This is a genomic window from Aquabacterium sp. OR-4 (assembly GCF_025290835.2).
Taxonomy (GTDB): Bacteria; Pseudomonadota; Gammaproteobacteria; order Burkholderiales; family Burkholderiaceae_C; genus Pseudaquabacterium.
Map to the genome: position 1 here is coordinate 13,581 of NZ_JAOCQD020000003.1, position 16,648 is coordinate 30,228.

The window sequence follows — 16,648 nt, forward strand, 5'->3', positions numbered from 1 at the left end:
AGCCCGGCCGGCCCGCGGCCTGGCCATGCGAGACTGCGGCGCATGCCCGCTGAAAGCCGTGATTCGCCCGCTGTTGCGGTGGCCGATGTTGATGCCGCGATCGATGTTGCCGCTGATGCCGCTGCCGCTGCGGCCAGGGCCCGGCATGCCGGCCGCCTGCGGCCGCTGGCCGAGCTGCCACCGGCGCGGCTGGCGGCGCTGGAAGGCGTGCTGACCGACATCGACGACACGCTCACGCGCGACGGCGCAGTCGAGCCGGTGGCCGCCGCCGCGCTGCAGGCGCTGCAGCGTGCCGGGCTGGCGGTGATCGCCATCACCGGGCGGCCGGCGGGCTGGAGCGCGCCGCTGGTGGCCAGCGGCCTGCTGCCGCTGCTGGTGGCCGAGAACGGCGGCGTGCTGCTGCGCCGCGATGCCCGGGCCGCTGGCGGCGTGGTGCAGCAGTTCACCGTGCCCGAGGCCGAGCGCGCGGCGCGCCATGCGCGTCTGCAGGCCTGCGCGGCGGCGGTGCTGGCCGAGGTGCCGGCGGCGCGCCTGGCCACCGACAGCGCCGGCCGGCTGACCGACATCGCGGTGGACCACAGCGAGTTTGCGCAGCTGGACGCGGCGCAGATCGCGGCCGTGCTGGCGGTGATGCGCCGCCACGGCCTGACGGCCACGGTGAGCTCGATCCATGTCAACGGCTGGCTGGGCGCGCACGACAAGTGGAGCGGCGCCTGCTGGGCGGTGCAGCAGGGCCTGGGCCGGCCGCTGGCCGAGGCCGCCTGGGCCTATGTGGGCGACTCGACCAACGACCAGGTGATGTTCGAGCGCATCGCGCTGTCGGTGGGCGTGGCCAACATCGCGCGCTTCGTGCCGATGCTGCAGGTGGCGCCGGCCTGGCTGTGCGCCGGCGAGCGCGGGGCGGGCTTTGCCGAGCTGGCGCAGGCGCTGCTGGCAGCCCGCGCGGCGGCCGCGGCCGCCACCTGATCAGGCCGCTGCGGCGCGGGGGGTGTCGGGCCGCAGGCCGTCGGCCAGCGGCTTGGCGGCATCGGCCTCGCCAACCACCATCTCGAAGCTGAAGAAGCGGTTGCGCCCCTGGCGCTTGGCCACGTAGAGCGCCTCGTCGGCGCGCAGCATCAGCGCCTCGGCGGTGGTGTGCTCGTCGGGCACGCAGCTGGTGATGCCGCCCGAGAGCGTGAGGTGGGCGGCGATCGGCGAGGCCGGGTGCGGCAGCGCGCGCACCGCAAACATGCGGCCGATGGCGCGCGCCAGCGTCAGCGCGCCACTGCGCGGGGTGTCGGGCAGGATCAGCGCAAATTCTTCGCCGCCCTGGCGCGCGGCCAGGTCGGACGGGCGGCGGGCGATGTCACGCAGCAGGCCGGCCACCTGGCGCAGGCAATCGTCACCGGCGGCGTGGCCCAGCTGGTCGTTGTAGGCCTTGAAGTGGTCGACATCGCAGACCATCAGGGTCAGCGGGCTGCGGCGGCGGCGGCCATCGGCCAGGGCCTCGGCCAGCGCGCGGTCGAAGCCGCGGCGGTTCAGCAGGCCGGTCAGGCCGTCGCTCTGGGCCTCGTGCTGCAGCTGGGCATTGGCCTGCTGCAAGGCCTCGGACAGTCGGATCAGCTGCTGCTGCGTGGCGCGCTGGCGCCGCAGCGCGCGCAGCTTGGCTTCGAGCACCCGCGGGTGCACGGGCTTGACCAGGTAATCGTCGGCGCCGGCGTCGATGCCCTCGGCCAGCTGGTCGGCGCGCGACAGCGACGACAGAAACACCACCGGCGTCCAGTGCCCGGCCTCGCGCTCGCGGATCTGGCGCACCAGCCACAGGCCGTCGCGGCCGGGCATGTCGATGTCGCTGAGCACCAGGTCGGGCCGGTGCCGCTCGAACAGCGTGAGCGCCCAGTCGGCACCGCAGGCCTCGACCACGCGGTGGCCGAAGTGATCGATCAGGCTGGCCAGATGGCCGCGCACCGAGGCATCGTCGTCGACGACGAGCACGGTCATGGGTTCCCGCGAAGGTACTGGGCTCATGGGCAGCAAGAAGGGCGCGGCAGGAGCGCACACGCCATGCCGGCTTATCGGCCGCTGCGGCGCCGGCTTGAGCGCCCGCGGCGGCGGCCTGTGGCCCAGGCCGCAGGCGGCGTGCCGCCGGATCAGGTCTCGAGGGTGGCGGCGCCCTTGATCTGCTCGATTTCGGTGCGCGGCGGGGCGCCGAACAGCCGCCGGTACTCGCGGCTGAACTGCGAGGCGCTTTCGTAGCCCACGCGGTGGGCGGCCGAGGCGGCATCAATCCCGCTGGCCAGCATCAGCCGGCGCGCCTGGTGCAGGCGCAGCTGCTTCTGGTACTGCAGCGGCGACAGCGAGGTGACCTGCTTGAAGTGCTGGTGCAGGCTGGACACGCTCATGTGCGCGGCGGCGGCCAGCTCCTCGATGCGCACCGGCTCGGCAAAGCGCCGTTCCAGCAGATCGATGGCGCGGGCGATGCGCTGGGTCTGGCCATCGGCCATGGCCAGGGCCCGCAGCGGCGCGCCCAGCTCGCCCACCAGCACGCGGTAGAGGATCTCGCGCATGGCCAGCGGCGCCAGCACCGGCAGGTGCTGCGGCGTGTCGAGCAGGCGCAGCAGGCGCAGCACGGCGTCCAGCAGCGGCAGCGACACGCGGCTCACGTGCAGGCCACGCGCCGGCGAGGGTGAGGGTGAGGGTGAGGCCGGGGTCGCCGCCACGGCCGCGCCGCGGCGCGGGCCGGCGGCGGCGCCGGACTCGGCGGCATCGCCGGCCTCCAGCATCAGCGCGGCCAGGTGCTGGGCGTCGAGGCTCAGGCGCAGGCACAGGTAGGGCGCCTCGGGCGAGGCCTCGGTGATCTGCCCGCAGGGCAGCATCTTGACCGACACCACCAGGCAGTGCAGCGGGTCGTAGCGGATCGGCTCCTGGCCCAGCAGCGCCTGCTTGCGGCCCTGCAGCACCACCACCAGGCCGGGCTCGTACACCGCGGGCAGTGGCAGCGCCGGTGCGCTGGCGCGGACCAGCAGCAGGCCGGGCACCGCGGTGGCATGGTGGCCATCGCCCGGCGCATGGGCCAGCGCCAGGCGCACCGCCTCGGCCAGCAGGGCCTGCAGCGCAGGGGTGTCGTCGGCCGGCCCGGCGGCAAGGGCGGCCGGGGCAGGGGCGGGCGGCTGGGTCGAAGAGGGCATGGCGGTATGGGGCGGCCCGGGCGGGCCAGGGGGAGTGGACAGGGCAGGGCGGACGGGCCGATCGGGCCGATGAGACGGCAGACCACGTAGACGGTCGCCCAAGCGACAGATAAGCAAACGGCCGCCCAAGCGGTCGATTGGAGGGCTGGCCTGGACGATTGTGCAAGCCTTTGTCCAAATTGGCAGGCCTGTGCCGATGGGTCTGGATGATCGGGCAAGCATCGGCGAGCTTCCGGCTCGCGCCGGGGCGGCCCGCTGCCTACGCTGGCAGGCCTGTTCGACGATCAACCTGCTGGAGCCCTGACCATGACCTCTCTTTCGAGCCACCGCCCCTATCCGCGCCGCCGCCTGGGTGGCCAAGACCTCGAGGTCTCGGCCATCGGCCTGGGCTGCATGGGCATGTCCGATTTCTACGGCCCGGCCGACGATGCGCAATCGCTGGCGGTGCTGCACCATGCGCTGGACATCGGCATCAACTTTCTCGACACCGCCGACATGTACGGCGTTGGCGCCAACGAGCGCCTGCTGGCCCCGCTGCTGGCGGCACGCCGCCACGAGGTGGTGCTGGCCACCAAGTTCGGCAATGTGCGCGCGCCCGACGGCGCGATGCTGCGCATCGACGGCAGCCCGGCCTATGTGAAGAGCGCCTGCGATGCCAGCCTGCAGCGCCTGGGCGTGGACCACATCGACCTGTACTACCAGCACCGGGTGGACAAGAGCGTGCCGATCGAGGACACCGTGGGCGCCATGGCCGACCTGGTGCGTGCCGGCAAGGTGCGGCACCTGGGCCTGTCGGAGGCCGGGCCCGAGACGCTGCGCCGCGCGGCCGCGGTGCACCCCATCGCCGCGCTGCAGACCGAATACTCGCTGTGGACGCGCGATGTCGAGGCCCAGATCCTGCCCACCTGCCGTGCGCTGGGCATTGCGCTGGTGCCCTACAGCCCGCTGGGCCGCGGTTTTCTCACCGGCGCCATCCGCAGCGCCGAGGCCCTGGCGGCCAACGACTGGCGCCGTGCCAACCCGCGCTTCCAGGGCGACAACCTGGGCCACAACCTGGCGCTGGCCGATGCGGTGAGCGCCTTGGCGCAAGGCCACGGCATGACACCCGCCCAGCTGGCACTGGCCTGGCTGCTGGCGCAGGGCGACGACATCGTGCCCATCCCCGGCACGCGCCGCGTGCAGCGGCTCGATGAAAACGCGGACGCCGCGCACCGTCCCCTGAACGCTGCGCTGCTGGCGGCGGTGGAGGCGCTGCTGGCGGTGCAGCCGGTGGCCGGCACGCGCTATCCGGCGGCGGCGCTGGCCAACCTCAACCTGTGATCCCGGCGGCCCCGCGCGGCGTCAACCCAGGCCGAGAAACCGGCCCATGCGCTGCAGCTCGTCGTCCAGCGCCGCGCGGTAGCCGGCCTCGCGTGGCGGCTTGCCGGCCACATAGCCCAGCTCGGGCGTCAATGCGCCGCCTTTCACCGCCAGGTTGCCCCAGCCGATGACCTGGTCGCGCCACAGCAGCGGCAGCGCGTAATAGCCGCGCAGGCGCCTGGGCGCCGGCGTGTAGGCCTCGAAGCGGTAGGCCCAGCCCCACAGCGCCTCGAAACGGCGGCGGTCCCACACGATGGGGTCGAAGGGCGCCAGCAGGCGCACGCTGTCGTCCACCCGGTGGCGGCGCGAGGCCGGGTTCTCGCCGGCCGGCCACAGCCAGTCCACGCCGTCCACCCGGGCGCTGGGCAGCCGGGCCCTGGCGCGGGCCAGCGCGGCGGCGCGCTCGCCCGCCCACTGCGGCGCGCCGCCGCGCAGGTGGCTCACCAGCTCGCCCAGCGAGCGCGCCGGCAGCGGCGCGTACTTGGCCAGGATCACGTCCACCAGCGCGTCCATCGCCGCGGCGGTGTCGGCTGCCGGCGGGTGGGCCTCGCGGGCGGCATACAGGCGCACGCCGCCCTCGCGCCGGGCAATGCGCAGCAGGCCGCGGTAGTGCATGCCGTCCAGCAGCTGGGTGCTGGCATTGCTGCTGCCGCCGAACCAGTTCTTCGTCTTGCCGTGGGCAAACTGCGCATCCACCTCGCGCGGGTGCACCACGCCGCGCTGGTGCACGAAGGCCAGCACCTCGTGCGCCTGCGCCCAGCGCGCCTGCGGCCACACGGTGCGCGGGGTGCGCGGATGCATCAGCGCCGCCGTGGCGCGCGGCAGGAAACCGTAGTTGACGAAGAAGTCTTCCTCGATGCCCAGCCGCGGGTAGCGCGCCTCCAAGTCACCGGCGCGGTAGCCGGCCACGCGGTGGCGCAGCGTGAGGTCTTGGGCGCGGGCCGGCGCACGGATCGGGTCGGCCTGAACGAAGCCCAGGCGGGCAATCGCCCGGGGCAGCGTGGTGGGCGTGAACAGCGTGCGCGCCACGGCATGGCGGCGCAGGTGCTCGAGGGTGATGGCGGCAGCGGCGGGCATGGCGGCAAGCGTAACCGGCCGGCCGCTGGCGCCCGCCGCGCTGGCGGGCGGTGACAATGGCCGCACCCTCCCCCTCTTGTGCACCGCGCCATGACGAAGCCGATCGGAACCCCGCTGTCCCCCAACGCCACCCGCGTGATGCTGCTGGGCAGCGGCGAGCTGGGCAAGGAGGTGCTGATCGCGCTGCAGCGCCTGGGCGTCGAGACCATTGCGGTCGACCGCTACGACAACGCCCCCGGCCAGCAGGTGGCCCACCACGCGCGCACCATCACGATGAGCGATCCGGCCCAGCTGCGCGCCCTGATCGAGGCCGAGAAGCCCGACCTGGTGGTGCCCGAGATCGAGGCCATCGCCACGCCCGAGCTGCAGGCGCTGGAAGCCGAGGGCAAGGTGCGCGTGATCCCCACCGCCCGCGCCGCGCGCCTGACGATGGACCGCGAAGGCATCCGCCGCCTGGCCGCCGAGACGCTGGGGCTGCCCACCAGCCCCTATCAGTTCTGCGACTCGCTGGCCGAGCTGCAGGCGGCGATTGACGGGGGCATCGGCTACCCCTGCATCGTCAAGCCGGTGATGAGCAGCAGCGGCAAGGGCCAGAGCAAGATCGACTCGGCCGCCGATGTGCAGAAGGCCTGGGACTACGCGATGGCCGGCGGCCGGGTCAGCCACGGCCGCGTGATCGTCGAGGGCTTCATCGACTTCGACTACGAGATCACCCAGCTCACCGTGCGCGCGCCGGGGCCCGACGGCCAGGTGCAGACCCACTTCTGCGAGCCCATCGGCCACATCCAGGTCAGCGGCGACTACGTGGAAAGCTGGCAGCCGCACCCGATGTCCGCCACCGCGCTGCAGCGCTCGCGCGAGATCGCCCAGGCCATCACCGACAACCTGGGCGTGGGGCTGGACGGACAGCCCTCCGGGTGGGGCCTCTTCGGCGTGGAGCTGTTCGTCAAGGGCGACGCGGTGTGGTTCAGCGAGGTGAGCCCGCGCCCGCACGACACCGGCATGGTGACCCTGATCACGCAGTGGCAAAACGAGTTCGAGCTGCATGCGCGCGCCATCCTGGGCCTGCCGGTCGACACCACGCTCAAGAGCCCCGGTGCCAGCGCGGTGATCTATGGCGGCGTCGATGCGCAGGGCATCGTGTTTGACGGCGTGGCCGACGCGCTGGCCGTGCCCGGCACCGAGCTGCGCCTGTTCGGCAAGCCCGAGAGCTTTGCCAAGCGCCGCATGGGCGTGGCGCTGGCCCACGATGGCGACGTGGCCGTGGCCCGCCAGCGCGCCAAGCTGGCCGCCGGCAAGGTCAAGCCGCGCACGGCCTGAGCGGCGTTGGCGCCGGGTAGCGGCGGGCCGCAGCGCCCGCCGGCCTGTCTGCCTGCCCGCCTGCCGGCGCCGTCACCCCTGCGACCCCCGGGCACCGGGCCGGGCCTTCACAATCGCCAGCCATGCCTGCCGCCATCCACACCCGCGCGACGGACCCGTTCGACGGCCTCACCGTGCTCGAGCGCGGCTGGCTGTCGTCGAACAACCTGCTGATCCACCCGGCGCGCGGCGAGGCCGGCGCGCTGCTGGTGGACGCCGGCCATGTCAACCATGCCGGGCAGACGCTGGCCCTGGTGCGCCAGGCGCTGCGCGAGGCGCCGCTGGCCGGCATCGTCAACACCCATCTGCATTCTGACCACTGCGGTGGCAATGCCGCGCTGCAGGCGGCCTTTGGCGCGCCGCTGCGGGTGCCGCCAGGCCAGGCGCAGCAGGTGCGCGACTGGTTCGACGCCGCGCCCGCCGTGGGCGCCGACGGCGTGGGCCTCAGCTGGGACGGCACCGGCCAGCGCCTGGCGCCGTTTCGCCCCGATGGCGTGCTGCCGCCCGGCGAGCCGCTGCTGGCCGGTGGCCGCGAATGGCAGGTGCTGCCCGCACCGGGCCACGACCCCGACTCGGTGATGCTGTTCGATGCCGCCCACGGCCTGCTGGTGTCGGCCGACGCGCTGTGGGAGCACGGCTTCGGCGTGGTGTTTCCCGAGATCGAGGGCGAGCCCGGTTTTGACGACGTGGGCGCGGTGCTCGAGCAGATCGCCGCGCTGCCGGTGCGCTGGGTGGTGCCCGGCCATGGCGCGCCGTTCAGCGACGTGGGCGCGGCGCTGGCGCGCGCGCGCTCGCGCCTGGCCGGTTTTCAGGCCGACCCGGCCCGCCATGCCCGGCATGCGGTGAAGGTGCTGCTCAAGTACCACCTGATGGAAGAGCGCGCGCAGCCGCTCGCGGCCCTGCTCGACTGGGCCGAGGCCACGCCGCTGCTGTGCAGCACCTGGGCGCAGCACCCGCCGCGCGGCGTGGCGCGCGCACGCGACTGGCTGCTGCAGCTGCTGCACGAGCTGGCCGCGGCCGGCGCGCTGGCGGTGGACGGCGCGATGGTGACCGACCGCGCCTGAGCGCCCGGGGCTCAAGTTGCCGCCCGGGGCGGCCGATACACAGACTCGATGGTCCGGCTTGGCCGGCGCCCTGTTGTCCATTGAGCGCGCGCAAAAACACCCATGTCCGAAGCCCCCACCCTGGCCGCCAAGCTCTTGTTGCTGGAGCACGACCCGCGTCACTACCAGACACTGTGGGATCTGGCCCAGTCGCTGGGACTGGTGGCGTTGCCGCGCAGTGCCACCGATGCCCTGCCCACGCTGGCCCAGCACAAGGACCTGGGCGGCGTGATGCTGGCCGAAGACCTGCCCTGCGAAAGCGGCGATGCCCTGTCGCTGGCCCGGGCCATCCACCGCCAGCGGCCCGAGCTGCCGATCTTTCTGCGCCGCACCGGCGATGCGCCGCTGGCCGATGACCTGAAGCTCAGCCTGGCCCATGCCTGGACCGGGCTCGACACGCTGCGCGAGGCCCTCAACAAGAGCCTGTTCAGCCTGCGCTACCCGCCCGAGCTGGTCAATGGCGTGGTCGAGCTGACCTCGGGCGCCATCCGCTCGATGTTTCCGAATGCCCAGGTCGACAACGAGCCGCCCTATGTGGTGCACGACCGCATCATCTTCGGCCAGGTGTCGACGCTGATCGCGCTGGAAAGCACCTGGTGCCGCGGCTACATGATGCTGCAGACCGAGGAGAGCGCGCTGCGCCAGGGCATGCTGCAGGGCTTTGGCTACGAAGGCGTGGGCGGCGACCTCAACTTCCGCGAGCTCAACAACCTGCTGGGCGAGACCACCAACCTGATCTGGGGCGCGTTCAAGAACCGCTACATCCCGCCGCAGGCCTTTGCCACGCAGCAGACCCAGGTGCCCATCGTCATCAACCACGAGCAGAAGTACATCTCCTTCGGCTCGCAGGACCCGCAGCTGTGCATCCGCTACCAGCTGTCCGATCCGCGCCGGCCGGGCCTGCCGCCGCTGGTGATCGTGCAGCGGCTGATCTTCAACCTGCTCTGGTCACCCGAGAAGTTCACCGAGTTTTCAGCCGCCCCGCCAGAGGCCGGCGGCACCGGCGAGCTCGAACTGTTCTGACGCGGCAGCAAGCGCCGCGCTCCACACCCACTACACCGTCCGTCAGAGGTACCCACATGGCCAACGTCCTGGTCGTCGACGACTCCAGCACGATGCGTGAGATCGTCTCCACCTTCCTCAGCCGCAACGGCTTCGACGTGGCCGTGGCCAGCGATGGCCGCGAGGGCCTGGCGCAGCTGGGCAAGTTTCCGGACATCCGGCTGATCGTCAGCGACATCAACATGCCCAACATGGACGGCCTGACCATGGCCGAGAAGATCCGCACCGAGCTGGGCAACAAGGACGTGCGCATCGTCATGCTCACCACCGAGGACAACAGCGCCATCCGCGCGCGTGGCCGCGAGGTGGGGGTCACCGGCTGGATCGTCAAGCCCTTTCGCGGCGACGCGGTGCTGGGCCCGTTCCGCAAGTTCTGCGGCATGGCCTGAGCGCGCGGCCGCGGCCATGCAAAAGGGCGGCCCGCGGGCCGCCCTTGCTGTTGGTGCCGCGGGCGCGCGTGGCGCCCGGCGCGGTGCTTACTTCAGGCCCGCGGCCTCGCGCAGCGCGGCAGCCTTGTCGGTGCGCTCCCAGGTGAACTCGGGCTCGTCGCGGCCGAAGTGGCCGTAGGCGGCGGTCTTCTGGTAGATCGGGCGCAGCAGGTCCAGCATCTGGATGATGCCCTTGGGGCGCAGGTCGAAGTGCGCTTCCACCAGCTTGGCGATCTCGCTGTCGGGGATCACGCCGGTGCCTTCGGTGTAGACCGTGATGTTCATCGGCTTGGCCACGCCGATGGCATAGGCCACCTGCACCTGGCACTGCTTGGCCAGGCCCGCGGCGACCACGTTCTTGGCCACGTAGCGTGCGGCATAGGCGGCCGAGCGGTCGACCTTGCTCGGGTCCTTGCCCGAGAAGGCACCGCCGCCGTGCGGGCAGGCGCCGCCGTAGGTGTCGACGATGATCTTGCGGCCGGTCAGGCCGCAATCGCCCTGCGGGCCACCGATCACGAAGCGACCGGTCGGGTTGACCAGGTAGCGCGTCTCCTTGATCCACTCGGCCGGCAGCACCGGCTTGATGATCTCCTCGATCACGGCGTCGATGAAGCTCTGCTTCATCTTGGTGGGCGTTTCGCTCTGGTCGGGGCTGTGCTGGGTGCTGAGCACCACGGTGTCGATGCTGTGCGGCTTGCCATCCACATAGCGCATCGTCACCTGGCTCTTGGCGTCGGGACGCAGGAAGGGCAGGCGGCCGTCCTTGCGCAGCTGCGCCTGGCGCTCGACCAGGCGGTGCGCGTAGTGGATCGGCGCGGGCATCAGGCTGGGCGTCTCGTTGCAGGCGTAGCCGAACATCAGGCCCTGGTCACCGGCGCCGGTGTTCAGGTGGTCGTCGCTGGCGTGGTCGACGCCCTGCGCGATGTCGTTGCTCTGCTTGTCGTAGGCCACCAGCACCGCGCAGCCCTTGTAGTCGATGCCGTACTCGGTGTTGTCGTAGCCGATGCGCTTGATGGTGTCGCGCGCGACCTGGATGTAGTCGACATTGGCCTGCGTGGTGATCTCGCCGGCCAGCACCACCAGACCGGTGTTGGTCAGGGTCTCGGCGGCCACGCGGCTGCGCGGGTCTTGCGCGAAGATCGCGTCGAGGATCGCGTCGGAGATCTGGTCGGCCACCTTGTCGGGATGGCCCTCCGACACGGACTCGGACGTGAAGAGGAAGTCGTTCGCCATTCAATACACTCCAGTGATGTTGAAAAACGCGTCGCCGTTTCAACGTCAAGGAGGCGGCGAACGCTTTAGCGGTGTTTGGCGTGCGCGGTGCCCGAAGGCGCCAGGCTGCACGGCGTGGACTTGCACCACGCATCGCCCCGCAAGTTGTCCTTTAACTCGGCGATTGCGCCCATTATAAGAAGCATGCTGTCGCTGATGCGCTGGTTAGGCCGGCTTTCCCTGATCAATTTGCAGCGGCTTGGCAGTGCGCTGGGCTGGCTGGCCTATGCGCTGTCGGGCGCCTACCGGCAGCGCCTGCGCGCCCATGTGCAGCAGGCCGGCTTCGGCCCGGTGGTGCGGCGCCAGGCCGTGGCGGCGGCCGGCCGCATGGTGGCCGAGCTGCCCTGGCTGTGGCTGCGCCCGCTGGACCGGCCGCTGGGTGCGCGGGTGCAGTGGCAGGGTGCGGCGCTGATCGAGCAGGCGCTCGACGCCGGCCGCGGCCTGGTGCTGCTGACGCCGCACCTGGGCAGCTTCGAGGTCTGCGCGCAGGCCATTGCCGAACGCTGGGGCCAGCGCACCCGGCTTACCGCGATGTACCGCCCGGCGCGTCAGCCATGGCTGCGCACGCTGCAGGAAACCGCACGCAACCGCCCCGGCCTGGCCACCGCACCGGCGGCGCTGGCGGGGGTGCGCCAGATGATCCGCGCGCTGCGCCGCGGCGAGTGCGTGGGCGTGCTGCCCGACCAGGTGCCGCCCGAAGGCATGGGCGTGTGGGCGCCGTTTTTCGGTCGTCCGGCCTACACCATGACCCTGGCCTCGCGCCTGGTGCAGCAGACCGGCGCCGCCTGGCTGCTGATCTGGGCCGAGCGCCTGCCGCAGGGGGCCGGCTGGGTGCTGCGGGTGAGCGAACCCAGCGCCGCGCTGCCGGCCACCGCCAACAGCGACGCCGCGCTGCAACTGGCCTGCGCCAGCGCGCTGAACGACGAGATGGCGCGCCTGATCGCCCAGCAGCCCGGCCAGTACCTGTGGGGCTACCACCGCTACAAGCAGCCGCGCCGTGTGCAGGCCGTCACCGGCGAGGAGGCCGCATGAGGGCGCCACACCGGGCTGGGGCCGGGTTGCCGCGCAGCGCCGCGCCGGGGGCGCTGCGGTGAGCGCCGGCCGTTCGGCCAGCGCCGCCGCGCAATGGGGCGCGCGCCTGCTGCTGGGCCTGCTGTGGCTGCTGCACCTGCTGCCGCTGGGCGTGCAGGCGGCCATCGGGCGCGGGCTGGGCCGCAGCCTGTATGCGCTGGCCGGCAGCCGGCGCCGGGTGGCGCTGCGCAACATCGCGCTGTGCCAGCCGCAGCTGGACGACGCCGCGCGCGAGCGGCTGGCGCGCGAGCACTTCCAGTGGCTGGCGCGCAGCCTGCTGGAGCGCGGCCTGCTCTGGTATGCCTCGCACGCGCGCTTGCGCCGGCTGATCCATGTGGAAGGCGAGGTCGACTGGGCCGAGCGCCACCCCGACACGCCGGTGATGTGGCTGGTGCCGCACTTCGTGGCGCTGGACGTGGCGGGCGTGGCCACGCAGCTGTTCCAGCGCCGCCAGGTGGGCTCGATCTACCAGGCGCAGAGCAACCCGGTGTTCGATGCCGCGATGCGCCGTGGCCGGCTGCGCTTCGGCCTGGGCCAGGTGTTCTCGCGCGGTGAGCGCGCGCTGCCGCTGATCCGTGCGGTGCGTCAGGGCTGCGTGTTCTTCAACCTGCCCGACATGGATTTCGGCGCGCGCGATGCGGGCTTCGTGCCCTTCTTCGGCGTGCCGGCGGCCACGCTGCTGGCGCCGGCGCGCATGGCGCGCTCGCTGCGCATGGTGGTGCAGCCGGTGGTGGCCGAGCTGTTGCCCGGGGGCCAGGGCTACCGGGTGCGCTTTCTGGCGCCCTGGACCGACTTTCCGGGTGACGATGACCTGGCCGCGGCGCGGCGCATGAACGCCTGGATCGAGCACGAGGTGCTGCAGCAGCCGGCGCAGTACCTGTGGGTGCACCGGCGCTTCAAGACGCGGCCGCCGGGCGAGGCCCCGCTGTACTGAGCGCGCCGGCCTGGGTGCGCCGGCCCGCCGGCAGCGGCCCGGCGCCAGACCGCAGCGGCCGTTGACCGCAGCGGATAATGCCGCGATGCGATTGACTTTCACCAAGATGCAGGGCGCGGGCAACGACTTCGTCGTGCTCGACGCCACGCGCGCGCCGATCGAGCTCACGCGCGAGCAACTGCGCCGCCTGGGCGACCGCCGCTTCGGCGTGGGCGCCGACCAGATCCTGATGGTCGAGCCGGCGCGCAGCGCCGAGGTCGACTTCCGCTACCGCATCTTCAACAACACCGGCGACGAGGTCGAGCACTGCGGCAACGGCGCGCGCTGCTTCGTGCGCTTCGTGCACGAGCGCGGCCTGACCACGCAGCGCACCGTGAAGGTCGAGACGGTGAACAACCGCCTCGAGCTGACGCTGCAGGACGATGGCCGCGTCACGGTGGACATGAACCGCCCGATCTTCGAGCTCGATCGTGTGCCCTTCGATGCCCAGGGCCTGGTGCCGCGCCTGGAGGGTGGCAACGGCGGCTTTGCGCTGTGGCCGCTGGACGTGGGCGAGGGCCGGCGCGTCGAGGTGGCGGTGTTGTCGATGGGCAATCCGCATGCGGTGCAGCGGGTGGGCGATGTGCGCGAGGCGCCGGTCACGGCCCTGGGGCCGCTGGTGGAAACGCACGCCCGCTTTGCGCGCAAGGTCAATGCCGGCTTCATGCAGGTGCTGGGCCGCGACGAGATCGCCCTGCGCGTGTGGGAGCGCGATGCCGGCGAAACCCTGGCCTGCGGCACCGGCGCCTGCGCCGCGGTGGTGGCGGGCATCCGCCTGGGCTGGCTGGACCGGCGTGTCAACGTGCAGGCCCGCGGCGGCCTGCTCACCGTGGAATGGCCGGCCGACGACGCCAGCGTGCGCATGACCGGCCCGGCCGAAACCGTGTACCAAGGAGAGATCGAACTGTGAGCATCGAAGGCGCGATCACCGAGAACGACATTGCCAACTACCTGGCCAACACGCCCGGGTTCTTCGAGCGCCATGCCGAGCTGCTGGCCAGCATCCAGCTCACCAGCCCGCATGGCCAGCGCGCCGTGTCGCTGCAGGAGCGGCAGATGGAAATGCTGCGCGAGAAGATCAAGGGCCTGGAGCACCGGATCATCGAGATGATCCGCCATGGCAACGAGAACATGGCCATCGCCGACCGGCTGCACCGCTACACCCGGGCCATCATGCTGGTGCGTTATGCCGGCAACATGCCCGACGTGCTGCTGTCCACGCTGCGCCACGAGTTCCTGATTCCGCAGGCCACGCTGCGCCTGTGGGGCATGGACGAGGCCTACGACGACCTCACCTACACCCAGGGCGTCAGCGACGACACCAAGGCGCTGGTGGGCAGTCTGGCGCTGCCCTATTGCGGCCTGAACTCGGGCTTCGAGGCAGTGGGCTGGCTCGAGGACGCCGGCACCGTGCAGTCGGTGGCATTGATCCCGCTGCGCAGCGGCCTGGCCGACGAGCCCTTCGGCCTGCTGGTGCTGGGTTCGCCCGACCCCACGCGCTACACGGCCGACATGGGCACCGATTTTCTGGTGCGCATCGGCGAGGTGGCGGGCGCGGGCCTGTCGCGCCTGCTGCCGATGAACTGACGCCGCGGCACATGGCCACGGCCCGGCACGCCGCGCAAGCCGAGCAGGCAGGGGTGGGCACACCCTCGCGCCGGCCGCTGGCGGCAGACATCGAGGCCTTTTTGCAGCACCTGCGCGTGGCGCGCCGGCTGGCACCGCGCACCGTGGCCATGTACACCGATGCGCTGCACTGGCTGCAGCAGTCGGCCGCCGACGACGATGTGCCGCTGGGCCAGGCGCGGGCCCACCACATCCGGGCCTGGATGGCGCAGCTGCGCGAGCGCGGCCTGGGGCCGCGCAGCATCGCCATCGCGCTGGCGGCCTGGCGCGGCCTGTACCGGCACTGGGGGCGCGAGCTGAGGGTCTCGCACAACCCGGTGGACGGCCTGCGTCCGCCCAAGGCGCCCAAGCCGCTGCCCAAGGCGCTGTCGGTGGACCAGGCCATGGCCCTGGCCGACCAGCCGGTGCCCACCGAGAACCCAGTGCTGGCGGCCCGCGACCATGCCATCGTTGAGCTGCTGTACGGCTGCGGCCTGCGCGTGGGCGAGCTGGTGGGCCTGGACGCGCTGCCCGGCCCGCAGGCCGCCGGCTGGATCGACCCGGCCGAGGGCACGGCCCATGTGCTGGGCAAGGGCAGCAAGCGGCGCAGCGTGCCGGTGGGCCGTGCGGCGCTGCAGGCGCTGACCGACTGGCTGGCGGTGCGCGCCCAGATGGCGCCGCCCGACGAGCCGGCGCTGTTTGTCACCCGCCACGGCACCCGGCTCAGCAGCAGCCAGGTGCGCACCCGCATCACCGCGCTGGGCCAGGCCGCCGGCCTGCCCACCGGCGTGCACCCGCACATGCTGCGCCACAGCTATGCCTCGCACCTGCTGCAAAGCAGCGGCGACCTGCGCGGCGTGCAGGAGCTGCTGGGCCACGCCAGCATCAGCACCACGCAGATCTACACCAAGCTCGACTTTCAGCACCTGGCCAAGGTGTACGACGCCGCCCATCCGCGGGCCAAGAAGAAGCAGACCAGCCCATGAAGACGATCCGACTGCGCGACGGCAAGGAGCGTTCGCTGCAACGCCGCCACCCCTGGGTGTTTGAGGGCAGCATCACGCAGGGCCACGCCGAGCTGGGCGACACCGTGCGGCTGGAGTCGGCCGATGGCCGCTTTCTTGGCTGGGGCGCCTACAGCCCGGCCTCGAACATCCGCGTGCGGGCCTGGAGCTTTGACGAGGCCGAGCGCATCGACGAGGCCTTCTTCGAGCGCCGGCTGCGCCAGGCCATTGCGCTGCGCGACCGCCTGGCCATCCACAGCGACGGCGTGCGCCTGGTGCATGGCGAGGCCGATGGCCTGCCCGGCCTGGTGGTGGACCGCTACGGCGACACGCTGAGCGTGCAGTTTCTGGCCGCCGGGGCCGAGCGCTGGCAGCCGGTGATTGCCGATGCGCTGTTGCAGATCACCGGCCTGTCGCGGCTGTACGAGCGCTCGGATGTCAATGTGCGCAAGCTTGAGGGCCTGGCGCAGCGCACCGGCTGGCTGCGCGGCGAGGGCCCCACCGAGCTGAGCATCACCGAGCACGGCTGGCAGCTGGGCCTGGACGTGGCCCAGGGCCACAAGACCGGCTACTACCTCGACCAGCGCGACAACCGCCAGCGCTTTGCCCAGCTGGTGAGCCAGCTGGGCTGCCGCACGGTGCTGAACTGCTATGCCTACACCGGCGGCTTCAGCGTGGCCGCGCTGGCCGGTGGCGCGGCCGAGGTGACCACGGTGGACTCGTCTGCACCAGCGCTCGAGCGTGCGCGCGACAACCTGCGCCGCAACGGCTTCGACGATGCCGCGCACCACTTTGCCGATGCCGACGTCAACGCCTGGTTGCGCCAGGCCCTGGCCGATGGCCGGCAGTTCGACGCCATCGTGCTCGACCCGCCCAAGTTCGCACCCAGCGCCGCACATGCCGAACGTGCCGCGCGCGCCTACAAGGACATCAACCGCCTGGGCCTCAAGCTGCTGGCCCCCGGCGGCCTGCTGATGACCTACAGCTGCTCGGGCGGCGTGAGCGCCGAGCTGTTTCACAAGGTAGTGGCCAGTGCCGGGCTGGATGCCGGGGTCAATGCCAGCATCCTGCAGCGCCTGGAGGGCGCCTGCGACCACCCGACGACGCTGGAGTTTCCCGAGGGCGAATACCTCAAGGGCCTGGCGCTGCTGCGGCTGTAGCGCGCGCA

The 16,648-nt window shown here is 72.1% G+C and carries 16 protein-coding genes; 12 read left to right on the forward strand and 4 right to left on the reverse strand.

Going from position 1 to position 16,648, the window contains the following annotated elements:
* Positions 1-42 precede the first annotated feature (42 nt).
* The gene (locus N4G63_RS22130) at positions 43-966 is read left to right on the forward strand and encodes an HAD-IIB family hydrolase (protein ID WP_314600306.1); all 924 of its coding nucleotides are present in this window, start codon (positions 43-45) and stop codon (positions 964-966) included.
* Here the strand turns inward: N4G63_RS22130 and N4G63_RS22135 are convergent, their stop codons facing one another.
* Both N4G63_RS22135 and N4G63_RS22140 read right to left on the reverse strand, forming a co-directional pair.
* Positions 967-1,980, reverse strand: coding sequence for a diguanylate cyclase domain-containing protein (locus tag N4G63_RS22135; RefSeq protein WP_314600307.1), 1,014 nt, complete (start codon positions 1,978-1,980; stop codon positions 967-969). It abuts the gene before it with no gap.
* 149 nt (positions 1,981-2,129) lie between these two features.
* Positions 2,130-3,167 carry an AraC family transcriptional regulator gene (locus N4G63_RS22140; RefSeq protein WP_260789785.1) on the reverse strand — a complete coding sequence of 346 codons (1,038 nt, stop codon included), beginning with the start codon at positions 3,165-3,167 and terminating at the stop codon, positions 2,130-2,132.
* Between the two features lie 306 nt (positions 3,168-3,473).
* Between N4G63_RS22140 and N4G63_RS22145 the strand changes: the two genes are divergently transcribed.
* The gene (locus N4G63_RS22145) at positions 3,474-4,487 is read left to right on the forward strand and encodes an aldo/keto reductase (RefSeq protein ID WP_314600308.1); all 1,014 of its coding nucleotides are present in this window, start codon (positions 3,474-3,476) and stop codon (positions 4,485-4,487) included.
* A gap of 21 nt (positions 4,488-4,508) precedes the next feature.
* On the opposite strand, the gene N4G63_RS22150 is transcribed toward N4G63_RS22145, so the two are convergent.
* A complete protein-coding gene (locus N4G63_RS22150) occupies positions 4,509-5,603 on the reverse strand; it encodes a DNA glycosylase AlkZ-like family protein (protein WP_314600309.1) in 1,095 nt (364 codons plus the stop codon).
* A gap of 90 nt (positions 5,604-5,693) precedes the next feature.
* On the opposite strand from N4G63_RS22150, the gene purT reads away from it, so the two are divergent.
* The 4 genes from purT to N4G63_RS22170 all read left to right on the forward strand — a co-directional run bounded on the left by purT (position 5,694) and on the right by N4G63_RS22170 (position 9,516).
* Positions 5,694-6,923: a formate-dependent phosphoribosylglycinamide formyltransferase gene (gene purT, locus N4G63_RS22155; RefSeq protein WP_314600310.1), complete on the forward strand. Its 1,230-nt coding sequence runs from the start codon at positions 5,694-5,696 to the stop codon at positions 6,921-6,923.
* Between the two features lie 122 nt (positions 6,924-7,045).
* Positions 7,046-8,026 (forward strand): MBL fold metallo-hydrolase, encoded by a 981-nt coding sequence (locus tag N4G63_RS22160; RefSeq protein ID WP_314600311.1) that lies wholly within the window; start codon positions 7,046-7,048, stop codon positions 8,024-8,026.
* A 102-nt stretch (positions 8,027-8,128) separates the two neighbouring features.
* A complete protein-coding gene (locus N4G63_RS22165) occupies positions 8,129-9,088 on the forward strand; it encodes a chemotaxis protein CheX (RefSeq protein ID WP_260789790.1) in 960 nt (319 codons plus the stop codon).
* 56 nt (positions 9,089-9,144) lie between these two features.
* Positions 9,145-9,516 carry a response regulator gene (locus N4G63_RS22170; protein ID WP_260789791.1) on the forward strand — a complete coding sequence of 124 codons (372 nt, stop codon included), beginning with the start codon at positions 9,145-9,147 and terminating at the stop codon, positions 9,514-9,516.
* Positions 9,517-9,603: 87 nt separating this feature from the next.
* Here the strand turns inward: N4G63_RS22170 and metK are convergent, their stop codons facing one another.
* On the reverse strand, positions 9,604-10,788 hold the full coding sequence (gene metK / locus N4G63_RS22175) for a methionine adenosyltransferase (protein ID WP_314600312.1): 1,185 nt from the start codon (positions 10,786-10,788) through the stop codon (positions 9,604-9,606).
* A 183-nt stretch (positions 10,789-10,971) separates the two neighbouring features.
* On the opposite strand from metK, the gene N4G63_RS22180 reads away from it, so the two are divergent.
* The 6 genes from N4G63_RS22180 (at position 10,972) to N4G63_RS22205 (ending at position 16,640) form a co-directional block, all read left to right on the forward strand.
* Positions 10,972-11,859, forward strand: coding sequence for a lysophospholipid acyltransferase family protein (locus N4G63_RS22180; RefSeq protein ID WP_260789793.1), 888 nt, complete (start codon positions 10,972-10,974; stop codon positions 11,857-11,859).
* A 58-nt stretch (positions 11,860-11,917) separates the two neighbouring features.
* Positions 11,918-12,832, forward strand: coding sequence for an LpxL/LpxP family acyltransferase (locus N4G63_RS22185; RefSeq protein ID WP_260789794.1), 915 nt, complete (start codon positions 11,918-11,920; stop codon positions 12,830-12,832).
* Between the two features lie 85 nt (positions 12,833-12,917).
* Entirely contained in the window at positions 12,918-13,781 is an 864-nt protein-coding gene (dapF, locus tag N4G63_RS22190) for a diaminopimelate epimerase (RefSeq protein WP_260789795.1), read from the forward strand.
* Positions 13,778-14,458: a DUF484 family protein gene (locus N4G63_RS22195; RefSeq protein ID WP_260789796.1), complete on the forward strand. Its 681-nt coding sequence runs from the start codon at positions 13,778-13,780 to the stop codon at positions 14,456-14,458. Before dapF ends, N4G63_RS22195 begins: the two co-directional genes overlap by 4 nt.
* Before the next feature lie 11 nt (positions 14,459-14,469).
* A complete protein-coding gene (locus N4G63_RS22200; RefSeq protein WP_260789797.1) occupies positions 14,470-15,462 on the forward strand; it encodes a tyrosine recombinase XerC in 993 nt (330 codons plus the stop codon).
* Positions 15,459-16,640 carry a class I SAM-dependent rRNA methyltransferase gene (locus N4G63_RS22205; protein WP_260789798.1) on the forward strand — a complete coding sequence of 394 codons (1,182 nt, stop codon included), beginning with the start codon at positions 15,459-15,461 and terminating at the stop codon, positions 16,638-16,640. Before N4G63_RS22200 ends, N4G63_RS22205 begins: the two co-directional genes overlap by 4 nt.
* The last annotated feature ends 8 nt before the right edge of the window (positions 16,641-16,648 follow it).